At 68.3% G+C, this 26130-nt stretch carries 23 protein-coding genes; 19 read left to right on the top strand and 4 right to left on the bottom strand.

Annotated elements, in window-relative coordinates; all coding sequences use genetic code 11:
* Nucleotide 1 precedes the first annotated feature (1 nt).
* Complete coding sequence (locus ACYQ26_RS17660) at nt 2–619, top strand: HemK2/MTQ2 family protein methyltransferase (protein ID WP_459810198.1); 618 nt, start codon at nt 2–4, stop codon at nt 617–619.
* On the opposite strand, the gene ACYQ26_RS17665 is transcribed toward ACYQ26_RS17660, so the two are convergent.
* Nucleotides 616–2007, bottom strand: coding sequence for a GntP family permease (locus tag ACYQ26_RS17665; protein WP_459810199.1), 1392 nt, complete (start codon nt 2005–2007; stop codon nt 616–618). The genes ACYQ26_RS17660 and ACYQ26_RS17665 overlap by 4 nt on opposite strands.
* A 312-nt stretch (nt 2008–2319) precedes the next feature.
* Between ACYQ26_RS17665 and ACYQ26_RS17670 the strand changes: the two genes are divergently transcribed.
* From ACYQ26_RS17670 to ACYQ26_RS17700, 7 genes are all read left to right on the top strand, one after another.
* Nucleotides 2320–3552, top strand: coding sequence for a PQQ-binding-like beta-propeller repeat protein (locus tag ACYQ26_RS17670; RefSeq protein WP_459810200.1), 1233 nt, complete (start codon nt 2320–2322; stop codon nt 3550–3552).
* Between the two features lie 178 nt (nt 3553–3730).
* Nucleotides 3731–4738, top strand: coding sequence for a 5-methyltetrahydropteroyltriglutamate--homocysteine methyltransferase (locus tag ACYQ26_RS17675; RefSeq protein WP_459810201.1), 1008 nt, complete (start codon nt 3731–3733; stop codon nt 4736–4738).
* Nucleotides 4735–5811 (top strand): methionine synthase, encoded by a 1077-nt coding sequence (locus ACYQ26_RS17680; protein WP_459810202.1) that lies wholly within the window; start codon nt 4735–4737, stop codon nt 5809–5811. The genes ACYQ26_RS17675 and ACYQ26_RS17680 overlap by 4 nt, the downstream gene beginning before the upstream one ends.
* 220 nt (nt 5812–6031) lie before the next feature.
* The gene (locus ACYQ26_RS17685) at nt 6032–8566 is read left to right on the top strand and encodes a glycoside hydrolase family 3 protein (protein WP_459810203.1); all 2535 of its coding nucleotides are present in this window, start codon (nt 6032–6034) and stop codon (nt 8564–8566) included.
* A gap of 281 nt (nt 8567–8847) precedes the next feature.
* The gene (locus ACYQ26_RS17690; RefSeq protein WP_459810204.1) at nt 8848–10290 is read left to right on the top strand and encodes a short-chain fatty acid transporter; all 1443 of its coding nucleotides are present in this window, start codon (nt 8848–8850) and stop codon (nt 10288–10290) included.
* Nucleotides 10291–10295: 5 nt separating this feature from the next.
* Nucleotides 10296–11729 (top strand): TIGR00366 family protein, encoded by a 1434-nt coding sequence (locus ACYQ26_RS17695; protein WP_459810205.1) that lies wholly within the window; start codon nt 10296–10298, stop codon nt 11727–11729.
* A gap of 105 nt (nt 11730–11834) precedes the next feature.
* On the top strand, nt 11835–12812 hold the full coding sequence (locus ACYQ26_RS17700) for a carbohydrate kinase family protein (RefSeq protein ID WP_459810206.1): 978 nt from the start codon (nt 11835–11837) through the stop codon (nt 12810–12812).
* Nucleotides 12813–12832: 20 nt separating this feature from the next.
* Here the strand turns inward: ACYQ26_RS17700 and ACYQ26_RS17705 are convergent, their stop codons facing one another.
* Nucleotides 12833–13726, bottom strand: coding sequence for a DUF8054 domain-containing protein (locus ACYQ26_RS17705; protein ID WP_459810207.1), 894 nt, complete (start codon nt 13724–13726; stop codon nt 12833–12835).
* 204 nt (nt 13727–13930) lie between these two features.
* On the opposite strand from ACYQ26_RS17705, the gene ACYQ26_RS17710 reads away from it, so the two are divergent.
* From ACYQ26_RS17710 to ACYQ26_RS17760, 11 genes are all read left to right on the top strand, one after another.
* Nucleotides 13931–15013, top strand: coding sequence for a TrmB family transcriptional regulator (locus ACYQ26_RS17710; RefSeq protein WP_459810208.1), 1083 nt, complete (start codon nt 13931–13933; stop codon nt 15011–15013).
* Nucleotides 15014–15171: 158 nt separating this feature from the next.
* A complete protein-coding gene (locus ACYQ26_RS17715) occupies nt 15172–16641 on the top strand; it encodes a substrate-binding domain-containing protein (protein WP_459810209.1) in 1470 nt (489 codons plus the stop codon).
* 7 nt (nt 16642–16648) lie between these two features.
* Nucleotides 16649–17662, top strand: coding sequence for a carbohydrate ABC transporter permease (locus ACYQ26_RS17720; protein WP_459810210.1), 1014 nt, complete (start codon nt 16649–16651; stop codon nt 17660–17662).
* 1 nt (nt 17663) lies between these two features.
* Nucleotides 17664–18692: a carbohydrate ABC transporter permease gene (locus tag ACYQ26_RS17725; RefSeq protein WP_459810211.1), complete on the top strand. Its 1029-nt coding sequence runs from the start codon at nt 17664–17666 to the stop codon at nt 18690–18692.
* Nucleotides 18693–18698: 6 nt separating this feature from the next.
* Nucleotides 18699–19940, top strand: coding sequence for an ABC transporter ATP-binding protein (locus ACYQ26_RS17730; protein ID WP_459810212.1), 1242 nt, complete (start codon nt 18699–18701; stop codon nt 19938–19940).
* Nucleotides 19933–20136, top strand: coding sequence for a DUF8005 family protein (locus ACYQ26_RS17735; protein ID WP_459810213.1), 204 nt, complete (start codon nt 19933–19935; stop codon nt 20134–20136). Before ACYQ26_RS17730 ends, ACYQ26_RS17735 begins: the two co-directional genes overlap by 8 nt.
* Before the next feature lie 72 nt (nt 20137–20208).
* Complete coding sequence (locus ACYQ26_RS17740; protein ID WP_459810214.1) at nt 20209–21294, top strand: Gfo/Idh/MocA family protein; 1086 nt, start codon at nt 20209–20211, stop codon at nt 21292–21294.
* Between the two features lie 104 nt (nt 21295–21398).
* Nucleotides 21399–21794: a DUF7344 domain-containing protein gene (locus ACYQ26_RS17745; protein WP_459810215.1), complete on the top strand. Its 396-nt coding sequence runs from the start codon at nt 21399–21401 to the stop codon at nt 21792–21794.
* Between the two features lie 123 nt (nt 21795–21917).
* Nucleotides 21918–22343: a DUF5791 family protein gene (locus tag ACYQ26_RS17750; RefSeq protein ID WP_459810216.1), complete on the top strand. Its 426-nt coding sequence runs from the start codon at nt 21918–21920 to the stop codon at nt 22341–22343.
* A 142-nt stretch (nt 22344–22485) separates the two neighbouring features.
* Complete coding sequence (locus tag ACYQ26_RS17755; protein ID WP_459810217.1) at nt 22486–23376, top strand: SDR family oxidoreductase; 891 nt, start codon at nt 22486–22488, stop codon at nt 23374–23376.
* Between the two features lie 90 nt (nt 23377–23466).
* Nucleotides 23467–24660, top strand: coding sequence for a DHH family phosphoesterase (locus tag ACYQ26_RS17760; protein ID WP_459810218.1), 1194 nt, complete (start codon nt 23467–23469; stop codon nt 24658–24660).
* Between the two features lie 5 nt (nt 24661–24665).
* Here the strand turns inward: ACYQ26_RS17760 and ACYQ26_RS17765 are convergent, their stop codons facing one another.
* Both ACYQ26_RS17765 and ACYQ26_RS17770 read right to left on the bottom strand, forming a co-directional pair.
* A complete protein-coding gene (locus ACYQ26_RS17765; RefSeq protein ID WP_459810219.1) occupies nt 24666–25742 on the bottom strand; it encodes a PfkB family carbohydrate kinase in 1077 nt (358 codons plus the stop codon).
* Between the two features lie 212 nt (nt 25743–25954).
* Nucleotides 25955–26125, bottom strand: coding sequence for an HVO_0758 family zinc finger protein (locus ACYQ26_RS17770; protein WP_459810220.1), 171 nt, complete (start codon nt 26123–26125; stop codon nt 25955–25957).
* Nucleotides 26126–26130 lie beyond the last annotated feature (5 nt).

Raw genomic sequence — 26130 nt, forward strand, 5'->3', positions numbered from 1 at the left:
GATGGATCTCAGCGACCGACGCGACGTCGAGACCGAGGTGTACCAGCCGGCCGAGGACTCGCAGTTGCTGGCCGAAACGGCCTGCGAACGGCTCTCGCGGACGGCCGACGACCGCAGCGACGGCGATCGGAATGCGGACGCCGATCCCCCGCTCGTCCTCGAGGTCGGCACCGGCTCGGGGTACGTCGCCCGCCGCGTCGACGAGGAAACGGACGCCCGCGTGATCGCCTCGGACCTGAACCCCCACGCCGTTCGGCAGGCCCGCGAGGAGGGCCTCGAAACGGTCCGAGCCGACCTCGTCTCGCCGTTCGCCGACGAGGCGTTCGACGCCGTCCTCTTTAACCCGCCGTACCTGCCGACCGATCCCGAAAACGAGTGGGACGACTGGATGGAACGCGCGCTGTCGGGCGGCGAAGACGGCCGTGCGGTCATCGATCCGTTCCTCGCCGACGTCGGCCGCGTGCTCGCTCCCGACGGGGTCGTCTACCTGCTGGTTAGCAGCCTCACCGGCGTCGACGCGGTCGTCGAACGGGCCGGCGAGGAAGGGTTCAGCGCCGCCGCCGTCGCCGACGAGTCGTTCCCGTTCGAGACGCTGACCGTCCTCGAGCTATTCGACTAGGCCAGCGGGAGGATCGTCGAGAAGATCAGTACGCTGATCAGCCCCACGATCCCGATGAGGATCGTCGAGACGGTCCACGTTTTGAGCGTCTCGCCCTGGGTGAGCCCGCCGATCTCTTTGACGATCCAGAAGCCGCTGTCGTTGTACCACGAGCAGAAGGTCGCGCCCGCGCCGATCGCCATCACCAGGTAGGCGGGGTTGGCGGCCATGGTATCGGCCAGCGGCGCCGCGATGGCGGCCGTCGTGGTGATCGCGACCGTCGCCGAGCCCTGGACGACGCGGACGCCGGCGGCGATCAGCCACGCCGTCGCGAGGACGCCGAGGCCGATCTCCTGGAGGCCGCCGGCGATGTAGTCGCCGGCGCCGGCCTGCTGGAGCATGACGCCGAACGCCCCGCCGGCGGCCGTGATCGCGGCGATGTTGCCGCCGCTCTTGAGCGCCTCCGTGAGTTCGTCGGAGAACGTCTCGCTGGAGATGTCGCTCATGCGGTAGTAGGTGAACGCCGCCGACAGCGCGGCGATCGTCAGCGCGAAGTTCGGATCGCCGAAGAAGCCGGTCACGCCGGCCTGGGGCGATTCCTCGCCGATGAACGTGTCGACGCCGGTGTCGGCGCCCACGAGGAGGACGGCGAGGAGGATCGGCAGCAGCGACTCGAACAGCCCCGGCAGCTCGCTCGTCGGCGTCTGGACCTTCTCCTCGACCTCCGCGACCGTCGTGCCCATCGCGTCCCGGAGCGGGATCTCGAGGCGGCGATCGATCCAGTAGCCGTAGCCGAGCCCCGCGACGATCGCAGTCGGAATGCCGGTGAGGAGCCCGACGATGATCGTGACCCCGAGGTTCGCACCGACTTCGCCCGCCGCGAGCAGCGGTCCGGGGGTCGGGGGAACGAACCCGTGGGTGACGGCCCCAGCCGCGCCGACGGCCACGATGAACAGCGCGTAGTTGCCCCCCGTCCGCGACCGCGCCGCGCGGGCGAGCGGCGCGAGCAGGTAGAACACGTTGTCGAAGAAGACCGGGATCGCCATCACGAAACTGCTACTGAACAGCGATATTTCGGTGTGTTCACGACCGAACAGCGCCCGGAAGCCGCGAACGATCCTGTCGGCCGCCCCGCTTTCGATCATCGACTTGCCGATGACCGCCGCCATCAGGATGGGGATGCCGATACCCGCCATCCCGTTACCGAACGCCGTCGCGAACTCGCCAGGAACGGCGTCGAACGGGATGTCGGGCGAGACGACGCCGACGACGAGTCCCGAGATGACGAGCGCGATGAACGGCGGCAGGTCGAGGACGATCAGCAGGAGCACGATCGACACGATGCCCGCGACGAGCGCGAGCAGCGGTGCTTCTCCGCCTGCCTGCAGGGGCATGGTGGCTGGTAGCATACGTTCCACCGTCCAATAACGTTATTATTAGTGGTTACTGATAGTTCACTGACTATCGAGAGGCAATGAGCGTTTCAGCTGATCCTAATATCCGATAGCTATTGATTACCGGATGTCACGATCGTAGTTCGTCTCCCACCGCCTCTCGAGCGCCGACGGGATATCGAACGAGCGGTCGAGGGGCCGTCCGTGCGCCACCGTCGCCGACGGCGCGCCGTTTCCGATCGAGATACCGTCTCCGTTCGAGCGGATTCGGCGACCGATACTGTTTCTCAAAATACTTATCCTCCGTTTGAGAAGTGGGTCAGAAGCATGCCCTCCGCTCGCCGACCTTCACGACGGACGCTCTTGACGGGCGTCGCCGCCGGCAGTCTCGCGCTCGCCGGCTGTGCGACGTCGCTGCGGACGACGGACGCGGACCCGGAGCCGGACGATCCGCCGCCGTCCGGCGTCGACGAACTGCCCGACCCCGATGGACACGTCGACGGCGCGAACGGCGATTGGTTGTCGTTCGGCTGCAACGGCGCCAACACCCGCGCCGTCGCCGACGGCAAGGCTCCCGTCAACGGTGTCAGCGAGCGCTGGCGAATCGAGGTCTCCGAGCACACCCGGCAGGAACCGGTCGTCGCTGACGGGCGCGTCTATCAGGTAGATTACCGGACGCTGCGCACCGTCGACGCCGCCGACGGGACGGAACTGTGGACGCTCGAGGACGTCTGGGCGTCGCCGCTGGTCTGGGACGGAACGGTCTACGTCCCGACGCGCGGCGGCCTCCAGGCGCTCGAGGCTGAGACCGGCGAGCAACTCTGGAGCCGCGAGTTCGATACGCCCGGCCGAGTGACGACGCCGGCGACGTACGCCGGCCACCGGCTGGTCTGCGGAGCGGGCGAGCAGGTCGTCGCGCTCGACCCCGCCGACGGAACCGTCGAGTGGCGACGTCGGGTGTACGGACAGCTCCTCAATCACCCGGCTGTCTTCATGGGGTACGGATTCGCCCTCGCGACCGAGGCCGGCGAGGTTTACTTGCTCATGGAGAGCGGCACGGGCTGGTGGCGGTGGCAACTCCCCGCATCGCCGATGTGTCCGCCGACTGCCGGGACCGATTCGCTCTATATCACCTGCCAGGACGGGAACACGTACGCGCTGATGGACGGCGGCACGTCGTCCGACCCGACGATCAACTGGACGACCGATACCGGCTGGGTCGAGCACGGAATCGGACTCGTCGACGACATCGTCTTCGGCGTCGGCGGCCAGAAACTCCACGCCCTCGACGCGGAGTCCGGCGACCGCTACTGGACGTACGATACGGGCGACTGGCAACGCACCGCGCCGGCGTACGGCCGCGACACCGTCTTCGTCGGCGGCGATCGGCTGCGAGCGCTCGATCCGACGCCGGGGGACGACCCGGCCGACGGCCCCGCGCTCCGGTTCGAGCGGGAGTTCGCCGGCAGCGTCGGACCGGGGCCGGTGCTCGACGACGGCGTCCTCTACGCGATCGCGGAAGTCGAGGCGGAGACGTACGCGCTGGTCGCACTCGAGTAATCCATCCCACCGCTCGCGTCGGCGGTCCGTCGTCGACCGTCGCTCGAGACGTCCGCCGTCGATCGATTTCTCACGGCGCCGACCGATCCTCCGGACCGTCGAATCTCGCAAGAATTACTACAAAGCATTACAGCGGATGGAAAATATTAAGCACCGGTATAGCCTAGCTCGTCCTACGATGACCGACTATATTTCGACCACGCCGGGGCTGTATCCGATCCCGGACTGGGCGAAAGACGACCTCTCGGACCTCAAGGGGCACCAGAAGCACGACCTCATCAGCGGCGACGAAAGCGAGGAGATCACCGCCGCCTACGAGGAGGCCCGCGAGGAAGTGATCGGCGTCCAGCAGGACGCCGACCTCGACCGGATCGTCGAGGGACAACTGCGCTGGGACGACATGCTCGCGCATCCGCTGGCCGTCCACGACGCCGTCGAGACCCGCGGCATCGTCCGCTACTACGACAACAACAACTTCTACCGCGAACCCGTCGTTCAGGACGAACTGGACTTCTCCGGCGACGTCGCCTCGGAACTCGAGGCCGCCTCGGAACTGCTCGCGGCGGACGACGACCTGCAGGCCGTCCTCCCCGGCCCGTACTCCCTTGCGGATCTCGCGACCGACGAACAGTACGGCGACGAGGCGGAGTTCCTCGGTGCCGTCGCGGACTTCCTCGAGGGCGAGGTCGACGCCTTCCCCGAGCACGAGACGCTGTTCCTGCTCGAGCCCTCGCTGGTCGAGTCGGCGCCCGAGGACGGCCTCGACGAGCGCGCCAGCGAGGCGATCGACCAGGTTGCGGGCGCCACGGACGCGGACGTCGTCGTTCAGCCCTACTGGGGCGCCTTGGAGGAGAAGGTCTACGCGCACCTGCTCGACGCCGATATCGACGCGGTCGGCTTCGACTTCGTCGCGGAACGAGACGACAACCTCTACAACATTCAGGAGTACGGCGCGACCGACGACGTCTCGCTGGGTCTGGCTGACGGGCAGAACACGCTCGTCGAGGACCCCGAAGCGATCCGCGACCGGGTCGAGTGGGTCCACGACCAGCTCCCCGTCGCCGAGTTCGAGACGGTCTACCTGACGACCAACACCGAGACGTTCTATCTCCCCTACGGCAAGTTCGAGGAGAAACTCGAGATCCTTGCCGAAGCCGCGGCCCTCGCGGAGGTGAAAGCAGCATGACCGAGAACGCCAATAAGGACCAGTTCCGACCCGAGAACCACGAGAACGACCACTTCCTGCTGACGACCGTCGTCGGCTCCTACCCCAAGCCCAAGTGGCTCAACCGCGCGAAGGAGCTCTACCAGGACGAGGACCACGAGTTCGACGAGGACGACTGGCAGGAGGCGAAGGACGACGCCGCCCGCCTGATCACGGACGAACACGAACGTGCCGGCCTTGACGTCGTCGTCGACGGCGAGATGCGGCGCAACGAGATGGTCGAGTTCTTCGCCCACCGCATCGAGGGCTACGAGTTCAACGGCCCCGTCAAGGTCTGGGGGCACAACTACTTCGACAAGCCCTCGGTAGTGTCGGAAGTCGAGTACGACGACTCGTGGCTGGTCGACGAGTACGAGTTCACCGCGGCCGCCAGCGACCGTCCCGTGAAGGTCCCGATCACGGGCCCCTACACCCTCGCGAACTGGTCGTTCAACGAGGCCTACGACGACGACGAGGAACTCGCCTACGACCTCGCCGACCTCGTCAACGAGGAGATCGAGAAGCTCGTCGACGCCGGTGCCCGCTACATCCAGATCGACGAGCCCGCCCTGGCGACCACGCCCGACGACCACGCCATCGTCGGCGAGTGTCTCGAGCGCATCGTCGCCGACATCCCCGAGGAGGTCCGCATCGGCCTCCACGTCTGTTACGGCGACTACTCGCGCATCTACCCCGAGATCCTCGAGTTCCCCGTCGACGAGTTCGACCTCGAACTCGCCAACGGCGACTACGAGCAACTGGACGTGTTTAAGGATCCCGACTTCACGAAGGATCTGGCGCTGGGCGTCTGCGACGCCCACGTCGCTGAGGTCGAGTCGGTCGAACAGATCGAGGAGAACATCAAGAAGGGCCTCGAGGTCGTCCCGCCGGAACAGCTGGTCGTCTCGCCGGACTGCGGCGTGAAGCTGCTGCCCCGCGAGGTCGCCTACGGCAAGATGGAGAACATGGTGCAGGCGGCCCGCAACGTCGAGCAGGAACTGGACGAGGGCGACGTCGACGTCGAGCGCGGCCGCGCCGCGACGGCCGACGACTGATCGGCCCCCGTCGCCGCGACATTGGTTCCGTTCTCCGGTTCTCTCGCGTTCCAGACCGATAGCGGCTCGTTCGGCGATCGTTCGGCCGGCGCGCTCGCGCGCTCGTCGAGGTAACCGTCGCGTATTCGACCCGTATCTCGTCCGTACGAACGTCATCGCGACCGTATTCGGGCGTACGCCGAAAATGTTTATTGTATCACAGGTTCCGTACCCGGTCCGTATGTCCGACGGTAACTCACAGCGCGAGGAATCGGACGCGGACGCAGTCGACGAATCGCGACGGACGTTCATGAAGGCGACCGGCGCCGCGACCGCGGCCTCGGCGGTCGGTCTCGGCGCGGACAGTGCGGCCGCGACGACGGGCGGCGACGGACACTCGATCGACCGACTGCTCGAGGAGCTGACCCTCGAGCAGAAGGTCGGCCAGATGACCCAGGTCGCGATCGACAACCTCGGCGAGGGGTTCGGCCCCGAGACCGCGTTCAACGACCACGAGGAGCCGGCGACGCTCGGCGAGCTCTTTACCGAACTGCACGTCGGTTCGATCCTCAACGGCGGCGCCACGGGGCCGACGTTCGACGGCGAGGAGTTCGTCGCCGGGCTGAACCGGCTCCAGCAGTATAACGTCGAGCACAACGGCACCGGAATTCCGTTCGTCTGGGGCGGCGACGCGCTCCACGGCAACACGCTGCTCGACGGCTGTACGAGCTTCCCCCAGCGGCTCAACATGGGCGCGACCCGCGACGTCGACCTCGTCGAGGACGCGGCGACCCACACCGGCGCCGAGATCGCGGCCATGGGCGGCCACTGGATCTTCGGGCCGACGGTCGACCTGCTGCGGGACATGCGCTGGGGCCGGTTCTTCGAGGGCCACAGCGAGGACTCGATGCTGCTCGGCGAGATGGGGAAGGCCCGCGCCCGCGGCTTCCAGGCGACCGACCGCGTCGCCGCGACGGTCAAACACTTCGCCGGCTACGGGACGCCCAACACCGGCAAGGACCGCGCCCACGCCCGCACGTCGATGCGCGATCTGCGCACCAGACAGTTCCCGGCCTACGAGCGCGCGCTCGAGGAGGCGAAGACGGTGATGGTCAACAGCGGCGCGGTCAACGGCAAGCCGGCCCACGCCTCGAGCTGGCTGCTCATCCAGGTGCTGCGCAAGCGCTTCGACTTCGACGGCGTCATCCTGAGCGACTGGGACGACTTCTACCGGCTGATCTCCAACCACGAGTACCTGCCCGACACGGAGGAAGGCTGGCGCGAGGCGGTCAAGCAGGGGATCGCCGCCGGGGTCGACATGCACATGTGCGGCGGCGAGGTCGCGCCGACGGACTTCATCGAGACCGTGATCGACCTCGTCGAGAGCGGCGAGATCTCGGAAGCGCGGATCGACGCCTCGGTCCGGCGCATCCTCGAGCTCAAGCTGGAACTCGGGCTGTTCGAGCAGCCGACCGTCCCTGAGGACCAGATCAGCGAGCTCGTCGGCGGCGCACAGAGCGTCTCCGAGCAGTTGGCCAAGGAGTCGCTCGTGCTGCTGAAAAACGAGAACGACGCCCTGCCGCTCGAGGGCACCGAGCGGGTCCTCCTGACCGGCCCCGGCGTCGAGGAGGGGACGCCGAACCGGTTCCTGATGCAACACGGCGGCTGGACGCTGGGCTGGCAGGGGATCGAGGACGGGAGCCTCACCGAGGACGGCCCGCGGCCGCGCCAGAACACGATCGAGGACGCGATGGCCGCCCGACTCGGAAAACGGCTCACGCACGTCCCGACAGAGTTCCGCGCGGCCCCCTACGAGAGCATCTACGAGAACTTCGACAACGGCTTCTTCGACGTGACCGACGAGCAGGCGGCGGCGATCCGCGAGGCCGCGCCCGACTCTGACGCGGTCGTGATCGTCCTCGGCGAGGGGCCGCACAACGAGGGCTTCGGCGACCGCGACAAGATGCGGTTCCCCGAGGCCCAGCGGGAACTCGTCGAACTCGTCGCCGAGGCGACCGGCGACGACGTTCCGCTCGTCGGCGTGATCCTCGCCGGGAGCCCGCGCGGGACCGCCGAGACCTTCGATCACCTCGACGCGGTCCTCTTTGCCGGCCAGCCGGGCAGCGACACCGGCGTCGCGGTCGCGGACACGCTGTTCGGCGACTACAACCCCTCCGGGAAGCTGCCGTTCACCTGGGAAGGCAACGTCGGCCACGTGCCGCAGTTCTACGACGACTACCCGCCGCGCCAGTCCGTCGGCGCCGCGGACCAACTGGTCCAGTTCGAGTTCGGCCACGGCCTCTCCTACACCGAGTGGGAGTACTCTGACCTCTCGCTGTCGCCGGCGACCGTCGCCGATCCGGCGTCGACGCCGACGGTCACGGCGACGGTCACCGTCCACAACACCGGCGACGTGGCCGGCGAGCACATCGTCGAAGTGTACAACACCGAGTCCTACGGCTCGGTGCTGCAGCCCCACCGCCGCCTGATGGGCTTCGAGCGCGTCCGCCTCGGCGCCGGCGAGAGCGAAACCGTCACGATCGAACTCGACCTCTCGACGCTCGAGGTCGTCCCCGGCGATATGCCGGGCCATCAGGCGAAGGTCGTCGAACCCGGCGAGTACGAGGTGGCCGTCGGCGAGGCGACGGCGACGCTGACGATCGAACGAGCGGGTCACATCACCGATCCCGAACCGATGCCGGGCCGGTACGACATCAACAACGACGGCGAGGAGAACGTCGACGACGTCATGGCGCTGTACCGGCGCCTCGAGTAGCTCGATTCGTCGCGAGGCCCGCTCGCCTCGAGGGCGGTCGGCGGGGCGAACGTGACGGCACCGGACGGCGATCCGGGACCGATCGGCGAGTTACCCGATCGGTACTTCCGTGAGTTTCCGGTTATCACCCGTCGCAGGCCCGCCGTAGCCGTTGCATACGGCATCGAATTTAACTGCGTGTGTAAGTACGCGCTTTGATACGTCATGTCACTGCGGGCAGGCGTTCGGACGGTTCGGGAATCGGCATCGCAGTATCAGCGGCCGCGGACGCCGTCGCATCCATGAGTGCTCGAGCGGACGATCACGGGCGGGTCCGGGCCTTCTTCACCGCGCTCGGCGACGTCTCGAGCCGAATCGTCCAGCGGTACCTTCCGGACGCGTTCATCTTCGCGCTCCTGCTGACCTTCCTGACAATGGTCATCGCGGTGCTGGTCACCCCCGAGGGGCCGGTCGACGTCGCGGTCCACTGGGGGGCCGGCTTCTGGGAAGTCATCGCGTTCTCGATGCAGGCGTCGCTCGCGCTGCTGACCGGCTGGGCGCTCGCGGACTCACCGCCGGTCAAGCGCGTGCTCCGGCGGGTCGCCGCGGTTCCGGACAGCCAGCTACAGGCGATCTTCGTCGTCGCGCTCTGCGGCCAGTTGCTGGGGCTCTTTCACTGGGGCGTCGTCCTGATCGCCGGGGCGATCCTCGCCCGCGAGGTCGGCATCGAGATGGCCGAAAAGGGGATCGCCGTCCACTACCCGCTGCTGGTCGCGGCCGCCTACGCGGGGCTGTTGCCCTGGCACCAGGGCCTCTCCGGGGCCGCGCTGTTGCTCTCGGCGACGGAGGGCCACTTCGCCGAGGAGAGCATGGGCGTCGTCCCGGTCTCGGAGACGATCTTCCATCCGTTCAACCTCGCGATCGTCGCCGGCGTCGTGCTCGTGACCGTCGTCGTCATGCCGCTGATGGCGCCCAGACAGGAGAACGCGACGACGGTGCCGAAAGAGCAGCTTCGCGGGGCCGACGTCAGCGATCTGGCGGCCGACGGCGGCGAGCCCGCGAGCGCCGCCGCGGCGCGGCTCCCCCACCGCACCCGCGAATCCGCGCCGAAGGCGGCGCTGCTTGATAGCAGGGCCGTCTGTCTCGGGATGGGACTGCTCATCTGGGCCTACCTCGGCTACCTGTTCGTGACGGAGCCGTTCATGGACGTGTTCAACATCAACGTCTTCATCACGGTGATGTTCGGCCTCGGCTTCCTCGCGCACGGCACGCTGCGGAGCTACATCGACGTCTTCTACGAGGCGATCGAGGGGGCCAGCCAGATCATCATTCAGTTCCAGTTCTACGGCGGGATCATGGGCATCATGGTCTTTTCCGGGCTGGTCGAGTTGATCGCCCAGACGGCCGCCGCGTACGCGACCGAGACGACGTGGTACCTGTTCGTGTTCGTCTCTGCCGGCATCGTCAACTTCTTCGTCCCCTCCGGCGGCGGCCAGTGGGTCGTCACGGGCGAAGTGTACGCGTCGGCGACCCGGCAGATCGCAGGGACACAAATGAACCACATGCTCATCGCGTTCGCGATGGGCGACCAGTGGACCAACATGATCCAGCCGTTCTGGGCGCTGCCCGTGCTGGGGATCGCCGGCCTCTCGATCCGCGACATGATGGGCTACGTCGTCGTCCTGTTCCTCTTTAGCGGGCTCGTGCTCGGAAGCGGCGCGCTCGCCATCGGGGTGTTCGGGTGATCGCGATGGCGGGCGAACCAGCCTCCTCGACTCCGAACGCCGACGCGGACTCGAGCACGACTGGAACCGCAAGCGACGCGCGCTCGGACCGCTACCGCGACGCGTTCGTCCCGGCGCTCGGCCGGTACTTCCCCGAACCGCTGGGCAACGCCGTGGTGCTCGCCGCCGCGGCGTTGCTCGCGACCGCGCCGTTCCTCGAGCCGATGACCCAGCTCGAGCTGCTGGGAACCGGTTTCTTCGGCCTCTTCAGCGTCCAGATGCTGCTGATCCTCTACTGGGTGCTGGGGGCCACCTTCGTCGAATCCCCGCGGGTCGGCGCGGCGTTCGATCGACTCGCCGCACCGCTGCCGACGAGCCAGACCGGCGTCATCTACGCGACCGGCGTCCTCTCCCTGCTGCTGGGCTGGCTCAACTGGGCGCTCGGCCTGATCGGCGGGGTGTACCTCGGCCAGCGACTCTGTCGCCGCGCCCGCGAGGACGGGACGCGGGTCCACTATCCCGCGGTGCTCACGGCGAGCCTGCTCGCGCTCGTGCTCACGAATCAGGGGCTCTCGAGTCCCGGCGCCCTCCTGATGGCCGACGAGAGCGGGCTGGCGAACTTCATGGTCGACGAGGTCGGCTCGGTCGCGATGTCGGCGTTCCTGTTGCATCCGGTCAACCTCGTCTCGAGCGTCGCGTTCGTGCTCACGCTCCCCGCGCTGCTCGTTTTGCTGGCGCCGGACGCGGACGCGGCGGACGAGGAGATCACCGCGCTCGGCGAGCGAAACGACCGCCTCGGCGCGTCCGGATCGATCGCGGACGCGCTCGATCACTACTCGCCGGCGGTTCCCCCCGAAGACCGGGAACTCGGCGATCGCCTCGAGAACTCGACGCTGATCACCGCGCTCGCGGTCGCCGTGGGCGTCGTCTCCTTCGGCTGGCACTTCGCGACGGGCGGGCGCCTGACGCTGCCGTGGCTGGCGTTTACGCTGCTGATCCTCGGCCTCGCGGTCCAGGGGCCGCCGATGGCGTTCCGACAGAAGACCGAGGCGGCGACCCGGTGGGCGCTCCACATGGTCGTCCCGTTCCTGCTGTACGCCGGCGCGTGGGCACTGCTCGACGAGGCGGGACTCTACGGGACGATCGGCGACGCGATCGCCGCCACCGGGCTCCCCGCCGTGGCGTCCTACGTCGTCGCGTTCGCGCTCGGCCTGCTGGTCCCCGATCCGGGCTCGCTGTGGGTGCTTCAGGGGCCGGCGGTCGCTGCCGCGGACGCCGATCTCGTCACCTCGCTCGTCGCGACGATGTACGGCGCGGGCCTGTCGAACCTCTGGCTCGGCTTCCTGTTCGCGAGTTTCCTCTCGCTGTACGGGTTCGACTGGCGGGAGTTCGTGCGCTACGCCGGCGCGGTCACCGTCTACGTGACGGCCGTCGTGGTCGGGCTCCTGCTGGTCTTCTGACGTCGGTTCGAGTCCACGTTCGGGTGACTCGAGCCGATTCCGCGACGTCGGTCGCCACCGCGTGGCTCCGTAACGCATTATCCGCGGGACGAGAAACGAGAGCGCATGACTCGCGACGTGTTAGTGGCCGGCGAAACGCTGATCGACTTCCTCCCCGAGCGCCCCGGCCCGATCTCGAGCGTCGAGGGGTTCGAACGGCGGGCGGGCGGTGCCCCCGCGAACGTCGCCGTCGCGCTCGCGCGCCTCGAGCACACGCCGCTGTTCTGGACCCGCGTCGGCGACGACCCGTTCGGCCGCTACCTCGAGTCGGTGCTGACCGAGCGCGGGCTGCCGGACCGGTTCCTCGAGCGCGATCCCGACGCGAAGACGACGCTGGCCTTCGTCACCCACGACGAGCGCGGCGACCGCAGCTTCTCGTTCTACCGCGACGGAACCGCGGACACCCGCCTCGAGCCCGGCCGGATCGACGACGCGACCCTCGCGGACCGGGCGTGGGTCCACGCCGGCGGCGTGACGCTCGCGAGCGGTCGGGCCTGCGACGCGACGCTCGACCTGCTCGAGCGGGCCGCCGACGCGGGCTGTACGACCTCGTTCGATCCGAACTACAGACCCGAACTGTGGCCCGATACGGAAACGTTCCGGACGGTCGTCCGGGACGCCCTCGAGCACGTCGACGTGCTGAAAGCGACCGACGAGGAACTCGCGGTGCTCGGTTTCGGGAGCGACGGGGATGACGGCACAGGCGACGACGGCGACGACCTCGAGGCCCGCGCTCGAGCCGCGCTCGCGGCCGGCCCGGACGCGGTCTTCGCGACCCGCGGCGGCGAGGGAGCGATCGCGGTCGGAGCCGACGAGTCGCCGTGGGCCGGTGCGGCCGAACACGCGGGGTACGACGCCGACGTGGTCGACACCACCGGCGCCGGGGACGCCTTCGTCGCGGGGACGATCGCGGCGCTCCACGAGGGTCGCGACCTCGAGTCGACGCTGGCGTTCGCCAACGCGGTCGGCGCGGCGGCGACGACGGCCGCGGGGGCGATGGCGGCGCTGCCGGACCGCGAGGCGGTGCGCTCGATGCGCGAGTAACGTCGATCGCGATCGGGCGCTCAGGAGTAGGTGAAATACCGCACGTCGCAGTCCGGACAGACCAGCTTCTCCGGCGGCGTTTCGCCCATCGGCGTCACCTCGCCGCAGCAACTCGACTGCGTGATCGTCAGGTCGCTCCCGCAGCGCGGACACGACGTCAGCAGCGAGCGCAGCGGCCGACCGGCGGCGAGGCGGACCGCGGGGTCGTCGATCCGCGACTCGAGAGCGCGGACGGCCGCGAGTTCCGCGATTGCGATCGGACGCGCGAGCGATGCGATGCCACCAGTTTCGGCGTCCCCCTCGAGCACGACCGTCTCAGTGCGAAACTCGCGGCTCGCCCGCGTCGTAACCGACGGGTCGGTAAGCTCGTCAGCGACGGCGGCGAGTTCCTCGAGGTCGCGGTCCCTGAGTCGGTCCATCCCGGCCCGCCAGTCCTCGCGGAACGAGTCGGCGAGGGTGAGTTCCGGGGGTGCATCGGCGTCGGCGTTGGCGCCGGAGTCGGTATCGGTATCGCCGTCGTCCGCCGCCGGAACCGGCACGACGACGCCGGCCTCGAGCAGCGCGGTGACGACCTCGTCGCCGGTCGGCCGGGTCGCCTCGGCGTCCGTTCCCTCCGCGAGTCCGGACGTCGGTCGCGCGGTCGCCGGGTCGCCGGCGTGGCCGAACGGATCGCCCGGGAGTCGCGCCGCGAGTCGTGGCCCGATCGCGGGCGTGTACGGCACCGCGTAGCCGCGCAGCCAGATCGCCGCAGCGCCGACGACGACGGTGCCGGCGGCGACGACCGGTCGGTCGACGATCGCGAGGGCGGCCGCGACAGCCCCCACGAGAACGACGTTGAGGACGGTACACGGCAGACACCTGTTCGCGCCGGTGTACTCCGGCCGGCGGAGGCGCTCGAGCGCGCGACTGATCATACCGCCGCGGTTTCGAGCCGAGCGTCTTCAGTGTGGCGCCGGAGACAGTCTTTTTTACACCCGGTGTGTTAGCCGACTTGAAATGAGTGTGAACCCCTCCCGCAGAGCGGCCGGCGGTTGTCGGTCGGTTTGCTGGAGCAGCAGCGGGGACGCGTCGATCGCCGGGTTACAGCGCTGCGGCGCGCGGGGACGAGGTGAACGGTGATGGACGGCGACGAACTGACGGCGACGCTCGAGGAAGCGGGGCTATCGCCGTACCAGGCGGACGCCTTCGTAACGCTGCTCGAGCTCGGCTCGGCGTCGGCGACCGACGTCGCGCAGGCCAGTTCGGTGCCGGATCCGCGGATCTACGACGTGCTGCGGGGGCTCGAGGAGAAAGGGTACGTCGAGACCTACGAGCAGGACAGCCTTCACGCCCGGGCGCACGATCCGGCGGACGTCCTCGCCGACCTCCGGGCCCGCGCCGACCGCTTCCAGACCGCGGCCGAGGAGATCGAGGACCGGTGGAGCCGTCCCGACCTCGAGGACCACAAGGTGAGCATCGTCAAGCGCCTCGATACGGTATTGGCGCGGGCCGACGAACTGATTCGCGAGGCCGACAACCAGGTCCAGGTCGGGCTCACGCCCGCCCAGTTCGACGAGCTCGCGGACGCGCTCGCGGTCGCCCGGGAGAACGGCGTCAACGTCAAGGTGAGCCTGTTTCCGGAGCTGGATTCGGAGCCGGAGCTCCCCGGGACCGACGAGCTCGAGCGGACCTGCGCGGAAGCGCGGTACCGCCCGCTGCCCTCGCCGTTCGTCGCGCTGATCGACCGCTCCTGGACCTGTTTCTCCCCGCACGGCGATTCGACGAATCAGTACGGCGTGATCGTCAACGACCGCACCCTCGCGTACGTCGTCCACTGGTACTTCCTCTCCTGTCTCTGGGAGGTCCACGAGACGATCTACACGGATCGGCGCGACGAGCCGCCGATCGCGTACGTCGATCTCAGACAGTGCCTCCGCGACGTCGAGCCGCTCCTCGCGGACGGCGTCGCGATCCGGGCGACGGTGCGGGGGTACGATACGGACACCGGCGAGGCGGTAACGCGGACGGGAACGATCACGGACGTCTCGTACGTCGACAACGCGAGGACGGACGCGTCGACGGAGGCGATCACTCTGCTGCAGCTATCGGGGAAGGCCTCGCTGACGCTCGCGACGGACGACGGCGACGTGACGGTCGGCGGCTGGGGCGCGATGCTCGAGGACCTCGAGGCCATCGAGATCACGATCACGGCCCTCGAGTGAGCGCCGTTCGGTGTGAGCGGCTACGTACTTCTATCGAGACGGGAGTAGAACGGCTATCAGCGCCGTCTCCGCGGAACTGCGCCATATCGGGGAGTTAACAACACCTGTTGTAACTCGTCCATTAAGTATAAGTATGCCTTAGTATCATTGTTCTTCATATGAGTGAAAGACACTCACAGGGAGATCGAACCGATGGGAGCGTGTCGCGGCGGACGTTCGTGAAGGCGGCCGGAGCCGGCGGCGCCAGCGTCAGCCTGGCCGGCTGCATCTACGGCGGCGAGAGCTCGAGCAGCGGGGCCGTCGTCTGGGGGTTCGACCCGAACGCCGCGGAAGCGGTCGGCGACGAGATCGTCTCGCTCGTGCAGGACAGCGGCGCCGACGGCGTCGACATCGAGCTCCAGCCCGGCGACGAGGAGACGGGCGCCCGCCGGGAGACGTACACGAACCTGCTCGAGGCCGGCGAGACCCAGCCGGACCTGTTCCTGATGGACAACGGCTGGGTGAACGTCTTCATCCAGCGCGGTCACATCGCGAACTTGAGCGAGGAACTCGACGACTCTGAGCTGTCGACGGTCGAGGACGAGTACTTCGAACGGTTCACCGCGACGGCCCGCGATCCGGGGAGCGGCGACCTGTACGGCGTCCCGATGTTCCCGGACTACCCGACGATGCAGTACCGGAAGGACTACGCGCGGGAGGCCGGCTACGGCGAGAGCGACTTCGAGACGTGGGCGACCGAGCCGATGACCTGGTCGGAGTGGGCCGAGATCACCCAGGAGATCGTCGAGGCCTCCGACGCCGAGTACGGCCTCGCGACCCAGTGGGACCAGTACGAGGGGACGTCCTGCTGTACGTGGAACGAGGTCATGTCCTCGTTCGGCGGCGCCTACTTCGGCGGCTTCGACAACCTGTTCGGCCCCGTCGGCGACCGCCCGGTGACCGTCGACCGGCCGGAGTTCATCGAGGGGCTGCGGATGATGCGCACCTTCGTCGCCGACGAGGCGGACGAACACACCCTCGAGGACGAGTATCCGCTCAGCGTCGCCACGCCGGACATCACCTCGTGGACGGAGGAAGACGCCCGCACGGCCATCCTCAACGGCGACGCGGCCATGCAGCGCAACTGGCCCTACGCCATCAACCTCAACGTCGCCGAGGCCGACGACCCGATCCCGGCCGAGGACTACGGCGCGATGCCGATCCCCTACGGCGTCCCCGAGGAAGAAGCCGCCCAACCCGGTACCGGCGGCACGACCGCGGCGCTGGGCGGGTGGCACGTCGTGCTCAACCCCAACTCCGAGCGCAAGGAGGAGGCGCTGGAGGTCATCCGCGCGACGATGACCGATCAGTTCAACCTCGGTATGTTCGAGCTCTGGGGCTGGATCCCGCCGAAGCCGGGGCTGTTCGACGCCGAGGAGGTCCAGCAGGCCGATCCGATGGGCAACTACATGGACACCCTCCGCGTCGCCGGCGAGAACGCGATGCCGCGGCCGGTGACGCAGGTCTGGACGAACCAGTCGAGCCTCATCGCCGAGGAGGTCAACCTCGCGGTCGCCGGGGACAAGGCGCCCGATCAGGCGGCGGCCGACCTCCAGAGCGGCCTCGAAGAAATCGAAGAACAGGGCTAACGCAAGGATGAGCACCGAAGACAAGACGCCCGGTCCGGTCCGGGAGTCGAGGCGATCGGGCCCGGCCGTCGCGGTCACGCGCTGGATCGAGAACCTCGGCGAGACGGCGTTCGCCTACCTGCTGCTGTCGCCGATCATCGTGCTGTTGAGCGTGATCGCGCTGTATCCGCTCCTGCGGACGTTCGAGCTGTCGCTGTACCAGAACGTGCTGACGGATCCGGAGTTCGTCGGCTTCGGGAACTACGTCGAACTGCTCACCGGCGAAGCCAACTCGCGGTTCCCCGGCTCGACGACGTTCCTGCCCCGCGTTAGCGTCGACGGCACGTTCCCGTTCGTGCACTTCGGCGGGCTGCTCCGGAGCGCGCTCGCGGTGACGATCGTCTTCACCGTCGTGAGCGTCTTCTTCGAGACGCTGATCGGCTTCGGCCAGGCGCTGGTCCTCGATCAGGACTTCCGCGGCCGGCGGTGGGTCCGCACTGCGATCATCATCCCGTGGGCGATCCCGATCGTCATTCAGGGGATGATGTTCTTCCTGATGTTCCATCCCACGGCCGGGTTCCTGACGGACCCGCTCGCGGACTGGGGGATCATTCAGGCGAACAACACGCTGAACGATCCGGCCAGCTCCCTGCTGATCATCTCGGTCGCGGACATCTGGAAGACGTCGGCGTTCATGGCGCTGCTCATCCTGGCCGGCCTCCAGAGCATCGACCGGAGCCTCTACGACGTCGCGAAGGTCGCCGGGGCGAGCAGGTGGCAGCAGTTCAAGCTGATCACGTTCCCGCTCGTCCTGCCGACGCTCGGCATCGCCGTCCTGTTCCGAACCATCGCCGCGATGCGGATCTACGGCCTCATCGATTCCGTATCGAACTGCTCGACCGTCCCGTCGCTGTCGTGCATGGTCGTCTCGACGTTCAACACCAATCGCGGCCTCGCGTCCGCGGTCGCGTTCGTGACCGCCGGCGTCATCGGTATCGCCGTGATGGGCGTGATCTACCAGCAGTACAAGGAGGGATTCTGAGATGTCGAACGCTCACGACCCCGAACCCGCGCGCGAGCCCCCGCAGCCGTCGACCGACGACGAGGACCGCGGGCCGCTCGAGCGCTGGACCCGCGGCGTCATCGAGGACCCGGAGAAGCGCGGCCGGCTCTACCGGGCGCTGTTCTACGTCGTGACGATCTTCTTCCTCGTGACGACGCTGTTCCCGTTCTACTGGCTGCTGGTGCTCGCGCTGACGCCGAACGGGTTGATCCAGCAGGGCAATTGGGCCGTCTCCCTCCCCGCCGTCGGCGAGGTGCCGTTCCCGGCGCCGCAGGGGTTCAACGTCGTCGCGTTCGTCGAGGTGTTCCAGCAGGTCCCGTTCCACCTCTACGTGTTCAACAGCTTCGTGCTCGCGACGACGACGACGGTCATCGTCCTCGTCCTCGCGAGCCTCGCGGGGTACGTCTTCGGGCGCCTCGAGTTCCCCGGCCGCGGGCTGATGATGCTCGCCGTGTTGGCGATCTCGTACTTCCCGCCCGCGGCGTTCCTCATCCCGCTGTTCGACGCCTTCCTCGGGAACGCGGTGACGCTCCCGTTCCTTGGGATCGAGCTGTTCACGCCGCCGCGGCTGGTCAACACGCCGGGCTCGATGATCATGCCCATGAGCGCGCTGTTCCTCCCGCTGGCGATCTTCATCCTCACCACGTTCTACTCGCAGATCCCGGACGGGCTCGAGGATGCAGCACGCGTCGAAGGGACCACGCGGCTGGGCGCGCTGTTCCGCGTGATCATGCCGCTGTCGGCGCCCGGCGTCGCGACCGCCGCCGTGTTGACCTTCATCTCGGTTTACAACGAGTACTTCTTCAGCTCGATCATGGCGCTGCAGAACGAGCCCGACCAGTGGTCGCCGCTGGTCGGGGGCATCCTGAGCTACCAGACCCAGTACACGACGGACTTCAACCTGATGGCGGCCGCCAGCATCATCGGCGTGTTGCCCATGCTGATCCTCGTCGTGGTCGCACAGGAGAAAATCGTCAGCGGACTCACCGACGGAGCACTCAAGGAGTGATCATCTATGGCACGCGTAACACTCGATAACGTCACGAAACGCTACGAAGACGTCGTCGCCGTCGACGACATGAACCTCGAGATCGAGGACGGCGAGTTCGTCACCCTCGTCGGCCCCTCCGGTTGCGGGAAGTCGACGACGATGGAGACGATCGCCGGCCTCACGAAGCCCAGCGAGGGGACGATCCGCATCGGCGACGCGGACGTCACGACCCTCCCGCCGAAGGACCGGGGCGTCGCGATGGTCTTCCAGAACATCGCGCTGTTCCCCCACATGGACGTCTACGACAACATCTCGTTCGGCCTGCGGCTGCGCAAGTACGACAAAGACGAGATCGACCGGCGCGTCGACCGCGCCGCCGAGATCGTCCAGCTCGAGGGGATGCTCGATCGGATGCCCGACGAACTGTCGGGCGGCCAGCAACAGCGCGTCGCGATCGCTCGCGCGATCGTGCGCGAACCCGCGGTCTTCCTGATGGACGAGCCGCTGGCCAACCTGGACGCGAAGCTCCGGGTCCACATGAGAACGGAACTGCAGCGGCTCCACAAGCAACTGGACACGACGATCATCTACGTCACCCACGACCAGGCCGAGGCGATGACCATGTCCGATCGGATCGCGGTCATCAACAACGGCGAACTCCAGCAGATCGCCCCGCCGCTCGAGTGCTACAACGAGCCGGCGAACCTGTTCGTCGCCGGTTTCATCGGCTCGCCCTCGATGAACTTCGTCGAGGCCGAACTGACCGCCGACGGGCTGACGACCGAGCACTTCGACGTCGCGTTCGATCCGACCGCGCTCGAGGGCGTCTCCGTCGGCGATACGGTGACGATGGGCGTCCGACCGGAGGACATCTACCGGACCCGGTCCGATGCGGCCGACTCGCTCGCGACGGCGTCGACGCCGATCGACGCGACGACGGACGTCCTCGAGCCGATGGGCGACGAGATCTTCGTCTACCTCTCGCTCGACGGCGTCGGCGGCACGACGATGACCGGCGACCGAGACGCGACCGGGGACGGCCAGTTGCTGATGAGCGTCGACCCGGACGCGGCGATCGACGAGGACGACGAGGTCAGCGTCGTCCTCGACCGCTCGAAGATCCACCTGTTCGACGCCGCGAGCGGCGACGCGCTCGTCCACGGCCTCGAGGGGCCGCTGTCGGCACCCGAGACCGAGACGGCCGCGGAGAGCGCGAAAACCGGCAGTACGGAGGGCGCGAGCGGCGCAGGTGGTCAGCGTGAGTAGCCTCGTCCCGCTGGTCTACTACGGCGGTCTGCTCGTGCTGTTTTTCTTCTGGATCTACGGGATCGTCTCGTTCGCGCTGGATCTGAAGAACACGATCATCCCGGGCGTCCGGAAGTACCGGCGCGGCCGGAAGCAACGAAAACAGCAACAAGAACGCGACAATGAACGTTCGGAACGAGAGAAACAGCTGTACTGACGCGGAGCCGACCGCCGCTCGCTCGCGCTTGCGCTCGTGCTCGAGCCCGCGGCCCCCGACGGAGGACGGTCGATGACGGCGAATCGCGACGGCGTCGACGCCGTCCGCACCGGCATCGTCGGCCTCGGGAACATCGGCCACCACCACGCCGACCGGCTCGTCGAGCACGGCGTCCCGCTCGTCGGCGGGATGGACGTCGACGCGGAGGCCCGCGAGCGGTTCGCGACCCACTACGACGTCGAGGGCTACGACGACCACCGGGAGCTGTACGACGCCGTCGACGCGGTCGTCATCACCACGCCCAACCGGTTCCACGAGGAGTACGCCGTCGACGCCTTCGAGCGCGACCTGCACGTCCTCCTCGAGAAGCCCCTCGCGCACACGTTAGAGAGCGCCCAGCGGATCGCCGACGCGGCGGCCGACGCCGAGGGCGTCTGCATGGTCGGGTTCAACAACCGGTTCCTAAACGCCGTCCGCCTCGTCCGGAACCGGATCGAGCGCGGCGAGTTCGGCGAGGTGACCCACGTCGAGGCCAACTACGTGCGCCGGCGCGGCGTCCCCGGCCGCGGCTCGTGGTTCACCCGCCGCGAGGTCTCGGGCGGCGGCGCGCTCGTCGACCTGGGCGTCCACGCGATCGACCTCGCCATGCACCTGCTGGACTACCCCGCCGTCGAGGACGTCTCCGGCGTCGTCCGCTCGGAGTTCGGCGCCCGCGAGGACTACGCCTACCTCGAGATGTGGGGCGACGACCGCGGGCCGGGCGCCTTCGACGTCGACGACTCCGCGAGCGCCTTTATCCGCTGTGCGGGGGATCGAACCGTCTCCCTCGAGGTGGCGTGGGCGACCAACCGGCCGCCGACCCACGAGTTCGTCGTCCGAGGCACCGAGGCCGCCGCCCGGTTCGACCTGCAGACGAACGACCTGACGATCCACTCGGCGAGCGCGGCCGGGCCGGACCACATGCTCGATACGAGCGTCGAGACCGCGGAGAACGACACCCACGCCGACGAACAGGCGGCGTTCTTCGAGGCGATCGCCGACGGCCGGCGCGGCGGCTCCACCGTCGAGGAGGGGCTGACCGTCCAGCGGATCGTCGACGCGATCTACCGCTCGAGCGAGCGCGGCGGCGCCGTCTCGCTCGGCGACGAGGCGCCGTAGATCGCCGCGCCGATATCGCAACCGTCGGTCATTCCCGACCCTCGTTTCCAAAACAGTTTGGAGGAAGGCTTCTATCAATTTTCGTGGTGTGTCGCACACACAGTATGACGTCGGAACGGATGCAGCCGGCGACGGTGGATCGCGTCTACGACCTCCTGTCCGATCGACGGCGCCGACGCCTCCTCTATCTCCTGCTCGAGGGCGATCGCCTGCCCGTCGACGAGATCGCGCTCCGGCTCGCCGCGTGGGAGGAGGAGACGCCGCTGCCCGCGGTCGAGGACGACCGCCGGCGGCGCGTCGCTACCGCGTTGCGCCACAATCACCTTCCGCGGCTCGCCGACTACGACGTTATCGAGTACGATCCCGATCGGGAGCTCGTCACCCCCGGCCCCGACTTCGAGACGGTCGACTCGTTCGTCCGCCGCGCCTCCGCGATCGAAATCGACGCGAACCCGGTCGACGGCGCGAGCGGCGCGTGGTCGAACGGAGTCTCCGACTGATCGCAGACCGACGGCTCCTCCCAGTCGCATTCTTCCGTCCGCCGTTCCGTCCCCGCCGATCGTCGCGTCGAACGCCGGTATGACAACCCACTTGAGGACGACCGCTGTCACTGTCGGGTACGAATGTTCCACGAACAGCGACGGAGCGTTCCCGACTCGCCCGACGACCTGCTGGCGGAGTACCGCGACGACCTCGCGGCCGCCGTCGAGGACTACGGCCCCGACGCGGCCGCCGCCGACGCCGACGTCGACCGCGAGGCGATCGACCGGCTGCTCGAGGGGGAACTGCCCGACCTCTCCCTCGAGGAGGCGGCCCGGTTGCAGGCACTGGACGACCGCGCGCCGGACGCGGAAACGATCGTCGACATGGGCTGTGAACACCTCCTGCTGGGGATGTCGACGGCGGTGCTCGATGTCGACGCCCTCGAGACCGAACTGGCGATCGAGATGGACGCCAAGGAGATCCAGCAGAAGATCGAACAGCGCGCGCCGATGTCGTTCGCGGAGTACGTCCACATTCAGTACGCGATCGCGGACAACACGCCCTGAGCGGGCCGCTCGAGGGCGGGACAGTAGCGGTCGATGAGAACCGGTCGCTACCGTTCGTCCAGAAATACACGATTACGACCGAACGGCTGGCCGTAATGCCCGCGAACGGTGCCATTATGTGCGTTCGTTTCCGACGTCGGGTATGGAAATCGCGATTCTCGGCTGCGGTTACGTCGGCCTCGAGCTGGGCCGCCAGCTGACGGCCCGAGGTCACGATGTCGTCGGCGTCCGCCGGTCCGACGCGGGCCTCGAGGCGATCGAAGACGCCGGATTCGAGGCCGTTCGCGCCGACATCACCGACCGCGACGATCTCGATCGGGTCCCCGACGTCGACGCGATCGTCTTCGCCGCGAGCAGCGGTGGCCGCGGCGCCGACGCGGCCCGCGAGGTCTACGTCGAGGGGCTCCGGACGGCGATCGAGGCGTTCGGCGAGCGAGAGGCGTCGCCCGAGCGGCTTGTCTACACCTCCTCGACGGGCGTCTACGGCGACCACGGCGGCGACTGGGTCGACGAGGAAACGCCGATCGAGCCGACCACCGACAAGACCGAAGTGCTCGCGGACGCCGAACGGATCGCCCGCGAACTCCCGCCAGAGTACGGGTTCGACGGTACCGTCGCCCGCTACGCCGGGCTCTACGGTCCGGACCGGTACCGCCTCGAGCGCTACCTCGAGGGCCCGGTCACCGAGGGGTACCTGAACATGGTCCACCGCGACGACGCCGCCGGCGCGGTGCGGTACCTGCTCGAGGAAGACCTCGCTCGCGGCGAGGTGGTGCAGGTCGTCGACGACGAACCCGTAGACAAGTGGGCGTTCGCCGACTGGCTCGCCGAGCAGTGCGGGCTCGAGGAGCCACCGAAGCGGACGAAAGACGAGCGACTCGAGGACGACGACCTCTCGGAGGCGGCCCGGCGACGGATTCTGACGAGCAAGCGCTGTTCGAACGACAAACTGCGCGACCTGGGCTACGAGTTCGCGTACCCGACCTACCGGGAAGGGTACCGCGACGCGATCGACGCCTACTGCGGCGACTGAGACGCGCTCGCCGGGGCCGCACAGGTCGCGCAGTCCGCAGACGCGTCAAATTGGGGGAACCTTCATGGTCGTTCGATTTGAGTGTCCGGTATGGGCGATCCGGGCGCCGGACCCGCCAATGGGGCCGTCGGGTCGATCGCGACCGTCTCGGTCGTCGACGAGACGATTGAGATGGCGACCTCGCTCGAGCCGCTGGTGCTCTCCTTGCTGGTCCTCGCGCTCGTCGGGGTCGCGCTCGGCGGCTGGTGGCTGATCCGCTGGTTCCGCCGGCCCCCCGGCGTCCGGTTCCAGCGCGTTCTTGAGGGACACGACGAGGTGGCGGTCCTGATGCACCCCAACCCGGATCCGGACGCGATGTCGTGTGCGATGGCCGTCGACGCGATCGCCGACGCCGTCGGCACCGACGCCACCCTGCAGTACGCCGGCGAGATCCGCCATCAGGAAAATCGCGCGTTCCGGACCGTACTCGATCTGGACCTCGAGAGCCTCGAGTCCAGTTCCGAACTCGCGACCGACGCAGTCGTGCTCGTCGACCACAACACGCCGCGGGGCTTTACGGGCGCGCAGACGATCGAACCGATCGCCGTGGTCGACCACCACCCCGGCAACGGAACCGGGACGGAGTTTACCGACGTGCGGACCGAGTACGGCGCCGCGGCGACGATCTTTGTCGAGTACTTAGCGGAGATCGGCGCGACGACGCCCGACGAGGACGGCGGGGCCTTCGAACTCACGCCGGAGCTCGCGACCGGGCTCCTCTACGGCGTGCAGTCCGACACGAACCACCTGACCAACGGCTGCTCGCAGGCCGAGTTCGACGCCTGCGCGTCGCTGTACGACGGGATCGACGAGGACCTCCTCGACCGGATCGCGAACCCACAGGTCAGCGACGACGTGCTCCAGATCAAGGCGACGGCGATCACGGAGAAGCGCGTCGAGGGCTCGTTCGCGGTCTGCGACGTCGGCACGGTCTCGAACACCGACGCGATCCCCCAGGCGGCGGACGAACTCATGCACCTCGAGGGCGTCACGGCGGTCGTCGTCTACGGGGAGAACGACGGCACCCTCCACCTCTCGGGGCGCTCGCGGGACGACCGGGTCCACATGGGCGAGACCCTTCGCCACGCGGTCAGCGACATTCCGATGGCAAACGCCGGCGGTCACGCGCGGATGGGCGGCGGCCAGGTCTCGATCGACCACATGCGCGGTATCGGCCCCTCCGACGGGATCGACAGGGCAGAGTTCGAGGAGCGGCTCTTTTCGGCGATGGCCGGCGAGCGATAGTCGAATCAGGCGACGTCGCGCTCGCGGACGAACGATCGGAGCGTCGTCGGTGTCGCCGTCTCCGCGCTCGCGACGAACGCAGCGGCGCACGCGTTACCGAGCGCGAGTGCCGTCGCTAGCGGCCAGTCGTGGGCGAGCGCGCAGGCCAGCCCGCCGGAGAACCGGTCGCCCGCGCCGGTCGACGTCCGCGGCGATTCGATCTCGAGCATCGGCACCCTGACCGCGTCCGAGCGCGTCGCACCGACGGCCGCCTCGGGACCGTGGACGACGACGGCCGACACCTCGAGCGCCGAACGGAGGGTTTCGACGCGCTCGAGGGTCGGTTTTGACTCCGATTCCGTCGCCGCGTCGAGCGCGACGGCGGCCGCGGCCGCGAACTCCGCCGGGTTGACGCTGAGGGCAATTTCGACCCCCGATCCGGCGCTCGAATCCGAATCGGCCGAATCGGCGCTCGAGAGCGTCCCCAAAAACGAGTCGAGCGCTGCCGGCTCGACCGTCTCGAGCGCGCCCGGATCGACGACGACCGGGAGCCGGCGGTCGATCGGCGACGAGCCGAGCCGCTCGAAGACCGCGGCGAGCCCGCGGACCGACGCCCAGTTCGGACAGCACAGCGCGTCCGCGCCGACGAGTCGCTCCCAGTCGACGACCGAGCGCAGCTCTGCGAGTCCCCACTCGGCGGCCGGGCCCGGCTCCGCGAGCAGGACGTCGTCGCCGTCGAACGAGAGCACGCGGACGTGCGCCGGACTGCCCATCGACCGCGTTTCGAACGGCAGGTCCGCGAGCACCGGGTGATCGAGATGGCCGACCAGCGTCACGTCCTCGCCGAGCGCGTGGGCCTGCAGCGCGGCGTTGACCGCCTGCCCGCCCGGCCGGACCTCGAGCGGCTCGAGCGAGGCGGTCTCGAGGCCCGCCGCCAGCTGGCGGGCGAACGCGTCGGGCGACTCGATGCGCTCGCCGCCCTCGCCGACGAGTGCGTACCAGTGGTCGACGCTCCCGTCGGGGAGAGCAACGACGTCCCGCGGCTCGCCGGCGTCGCCGCTGGCGAGGCGCTCGAGGCGAGGCCGAAGGTCGTCGTAACTCACGTCGGGTACTGCATCGGTCGGTGACAAAAGACTACACCCGGCAGCCGGAACGAGCGCCCGCAACTCGAGAGTCGGCCTAAGTGCGACGACCGGGCGTCTCCGCCGACTGCCGGTCACAGTTCGTCGCGAACGGCTCGTCGCGAGTGCGTCGACGCGGTCCCGGTTGTCGGAACGGGACCGCGCCTCGCACCGACTGGATCGCCGTTGCGCTGCTACCGGATCTCCTTCCACTCCGAGTCGCAGTCCGGACAGATCCGCACCGTCTTGATCGAGTCCGGATCGTTCTCGGTCTTCAACGGCTTCTCGCAGTCGCCGCAGACGAGCCGATCGTAGGTGTCCTTGTCGAGTTCGCCATCGCGGAGTGCCTTCCGGACAGATTTCATGTTCA

Source organism: Halopiger thermotolerans, assembly GCF_054654555.1.

Bases quoted from the DNA above. Each gene is read 5' to 3' on its own strand.
- ACYQ26_RS17740 (WP_459810214.1), top strand. From the start codon at position 20,209: ATGACGGCGAATCGCGACGGCGTCGACGCCGTCCGCACCGGCATCGTC.
- ACYQ26_RS17755 (WP_459810217.1), top strand. From the start codon at position 22,486: ATGGAAATCGCGATTCTCGGCTGCGGTTACGTCGGCCTCGAGCTGGGC.
- ACYQ26_RS17705 (WP_459810207.1), bottom strand. From the start codon at position 13,726: ATGATCAGTCGCGCGCTCGAGCGCCTCCGCCGGCCGGAGTACACCGGC.
- ACYQ26_RS17700 (WP_459810206.1), top strand. From the start codon at position 11,835: ATGACTCGCGACGTGTTAGTGGCCGGCGAAACGCTGATCGACTTCCTC.
- ACYQ26_RS17710 (WP_459810208.1), top strand. From the start codon at position 13,931: ATGGACGGCGACGAACTGACGGCGACGCTCGAGGAAGCGGGGCTATCG.
- ACYQ26_RS17715 (WP_459810209.1), top strand. From the start codon at position 15,172: ATGAGTGAAAGACACTCACAGGGAGATCGAACCGATGGGAGCGTGTCG.
- ACYQ26_RS17760 (WP_459810218.1), top strand. From the start codon at position 23,467: ATGGGCGATCCGGGCGCCGGACCCGCCAATGGGGCCGTCGGGTCGATC.
- ACYQ26_RS17670 (WP_459810200.1), top strand. From the start codon at position 2,320: ATGCCCTCCGCTCGCCGACCTTCACGACGGACGCTCTTGACGGGCGTC.
- ACYQ26_RS17665 (WP_459810199.1), bottom strand. From the start codon at position 2,007: ATGCTACCAGCCACCATGCCCCTGCAGGCAGGCGGAGAAGCACCGCTG.
- ACYQ26_RS17690 (WP_459810204.1), top strand. From the start codon at position 8,848: ATGAGTGCTCGAGCGGACGATCACGGGCGGGTCCGGGCCTTCTTCACC.
- ACYQ26_RS17685 (WP_459810203.1), top strand. From the start codon at position 6,032: ATGTCCGACGGTAACTCACAGCGCGAGGAATCGGACGCGGACGCAGTC.
- ACYQ26_RS17660 (WP_459810198.1), top strand. From the start codon at position 2: ATGGATCTCAGCGACCGACGCGACGTCGAGACCGAGGTGTACCAGCCG.
- ACYQ26_RS17695 (WP_459810205.1), top strand. From the start codon at position 10,296: ATGGCGGGCGAACCAGCCTCCTCGACTCCGAACGCCGACGCGGACTCG.
- ACYQ26_RS17720 (WP_459810210.1), top strand. From the start codon at position 16,649: ATGAGCACCGAAGACAAGACGCCCGGTCCGGTCCGGGAGTCGAGGCGA.
- ACYQ26_RS17745 (WP_459810215.1), top strand. From the start codon at position 21,399: ATGACGTCGGAACGGATGCAGCCGGCGACGGTGGATCGCGTCTACGAC.
- ACYQ26_RS17725 (WP_459810211.1), top strand. From the start codon at position 17,664: ATGTCGAACGCTCACGACCCCGAACCCGCGCGCGAGCCCCCGCAGCCG.
- ACYQ26_RS17730 (WP_459810212.1), top strand. From the start codon at position 18,699: ATGGCACGCGTAACACTCGATAACGTCACGAAACGCTACGAAGACGTC.
- ACYQ26_RS17750 (WP_459810216.1), top strand. From the start codon at position 21,918: ATGTTCCACGAACAGCGACGGAGCGTTCCCGACTCGCCCGACGACCTG.
- ACYQ26_RS17675 (WP_459810201.1), top strand. From the start codon at position 3,731: ATGACCGACTATATTTCGACCACGCCGGGGCTGTATCCGATCCCGGAC.
- ACYQ26_RS17770 (WP_459810220.1), bottom strand. From the start codon at position 26,125: ATGAAATCTGTCCGGAAGGCACTCCGCGATGGCGAACTCGACAAGGAC.
- ACYQ26_RS17680 (WP_459810202.1), top strand. From the start codon at position 4,735: ATGACCGAGAACGCCAATAAGGACCAGTTCCGACCCGAGAACCACGAG.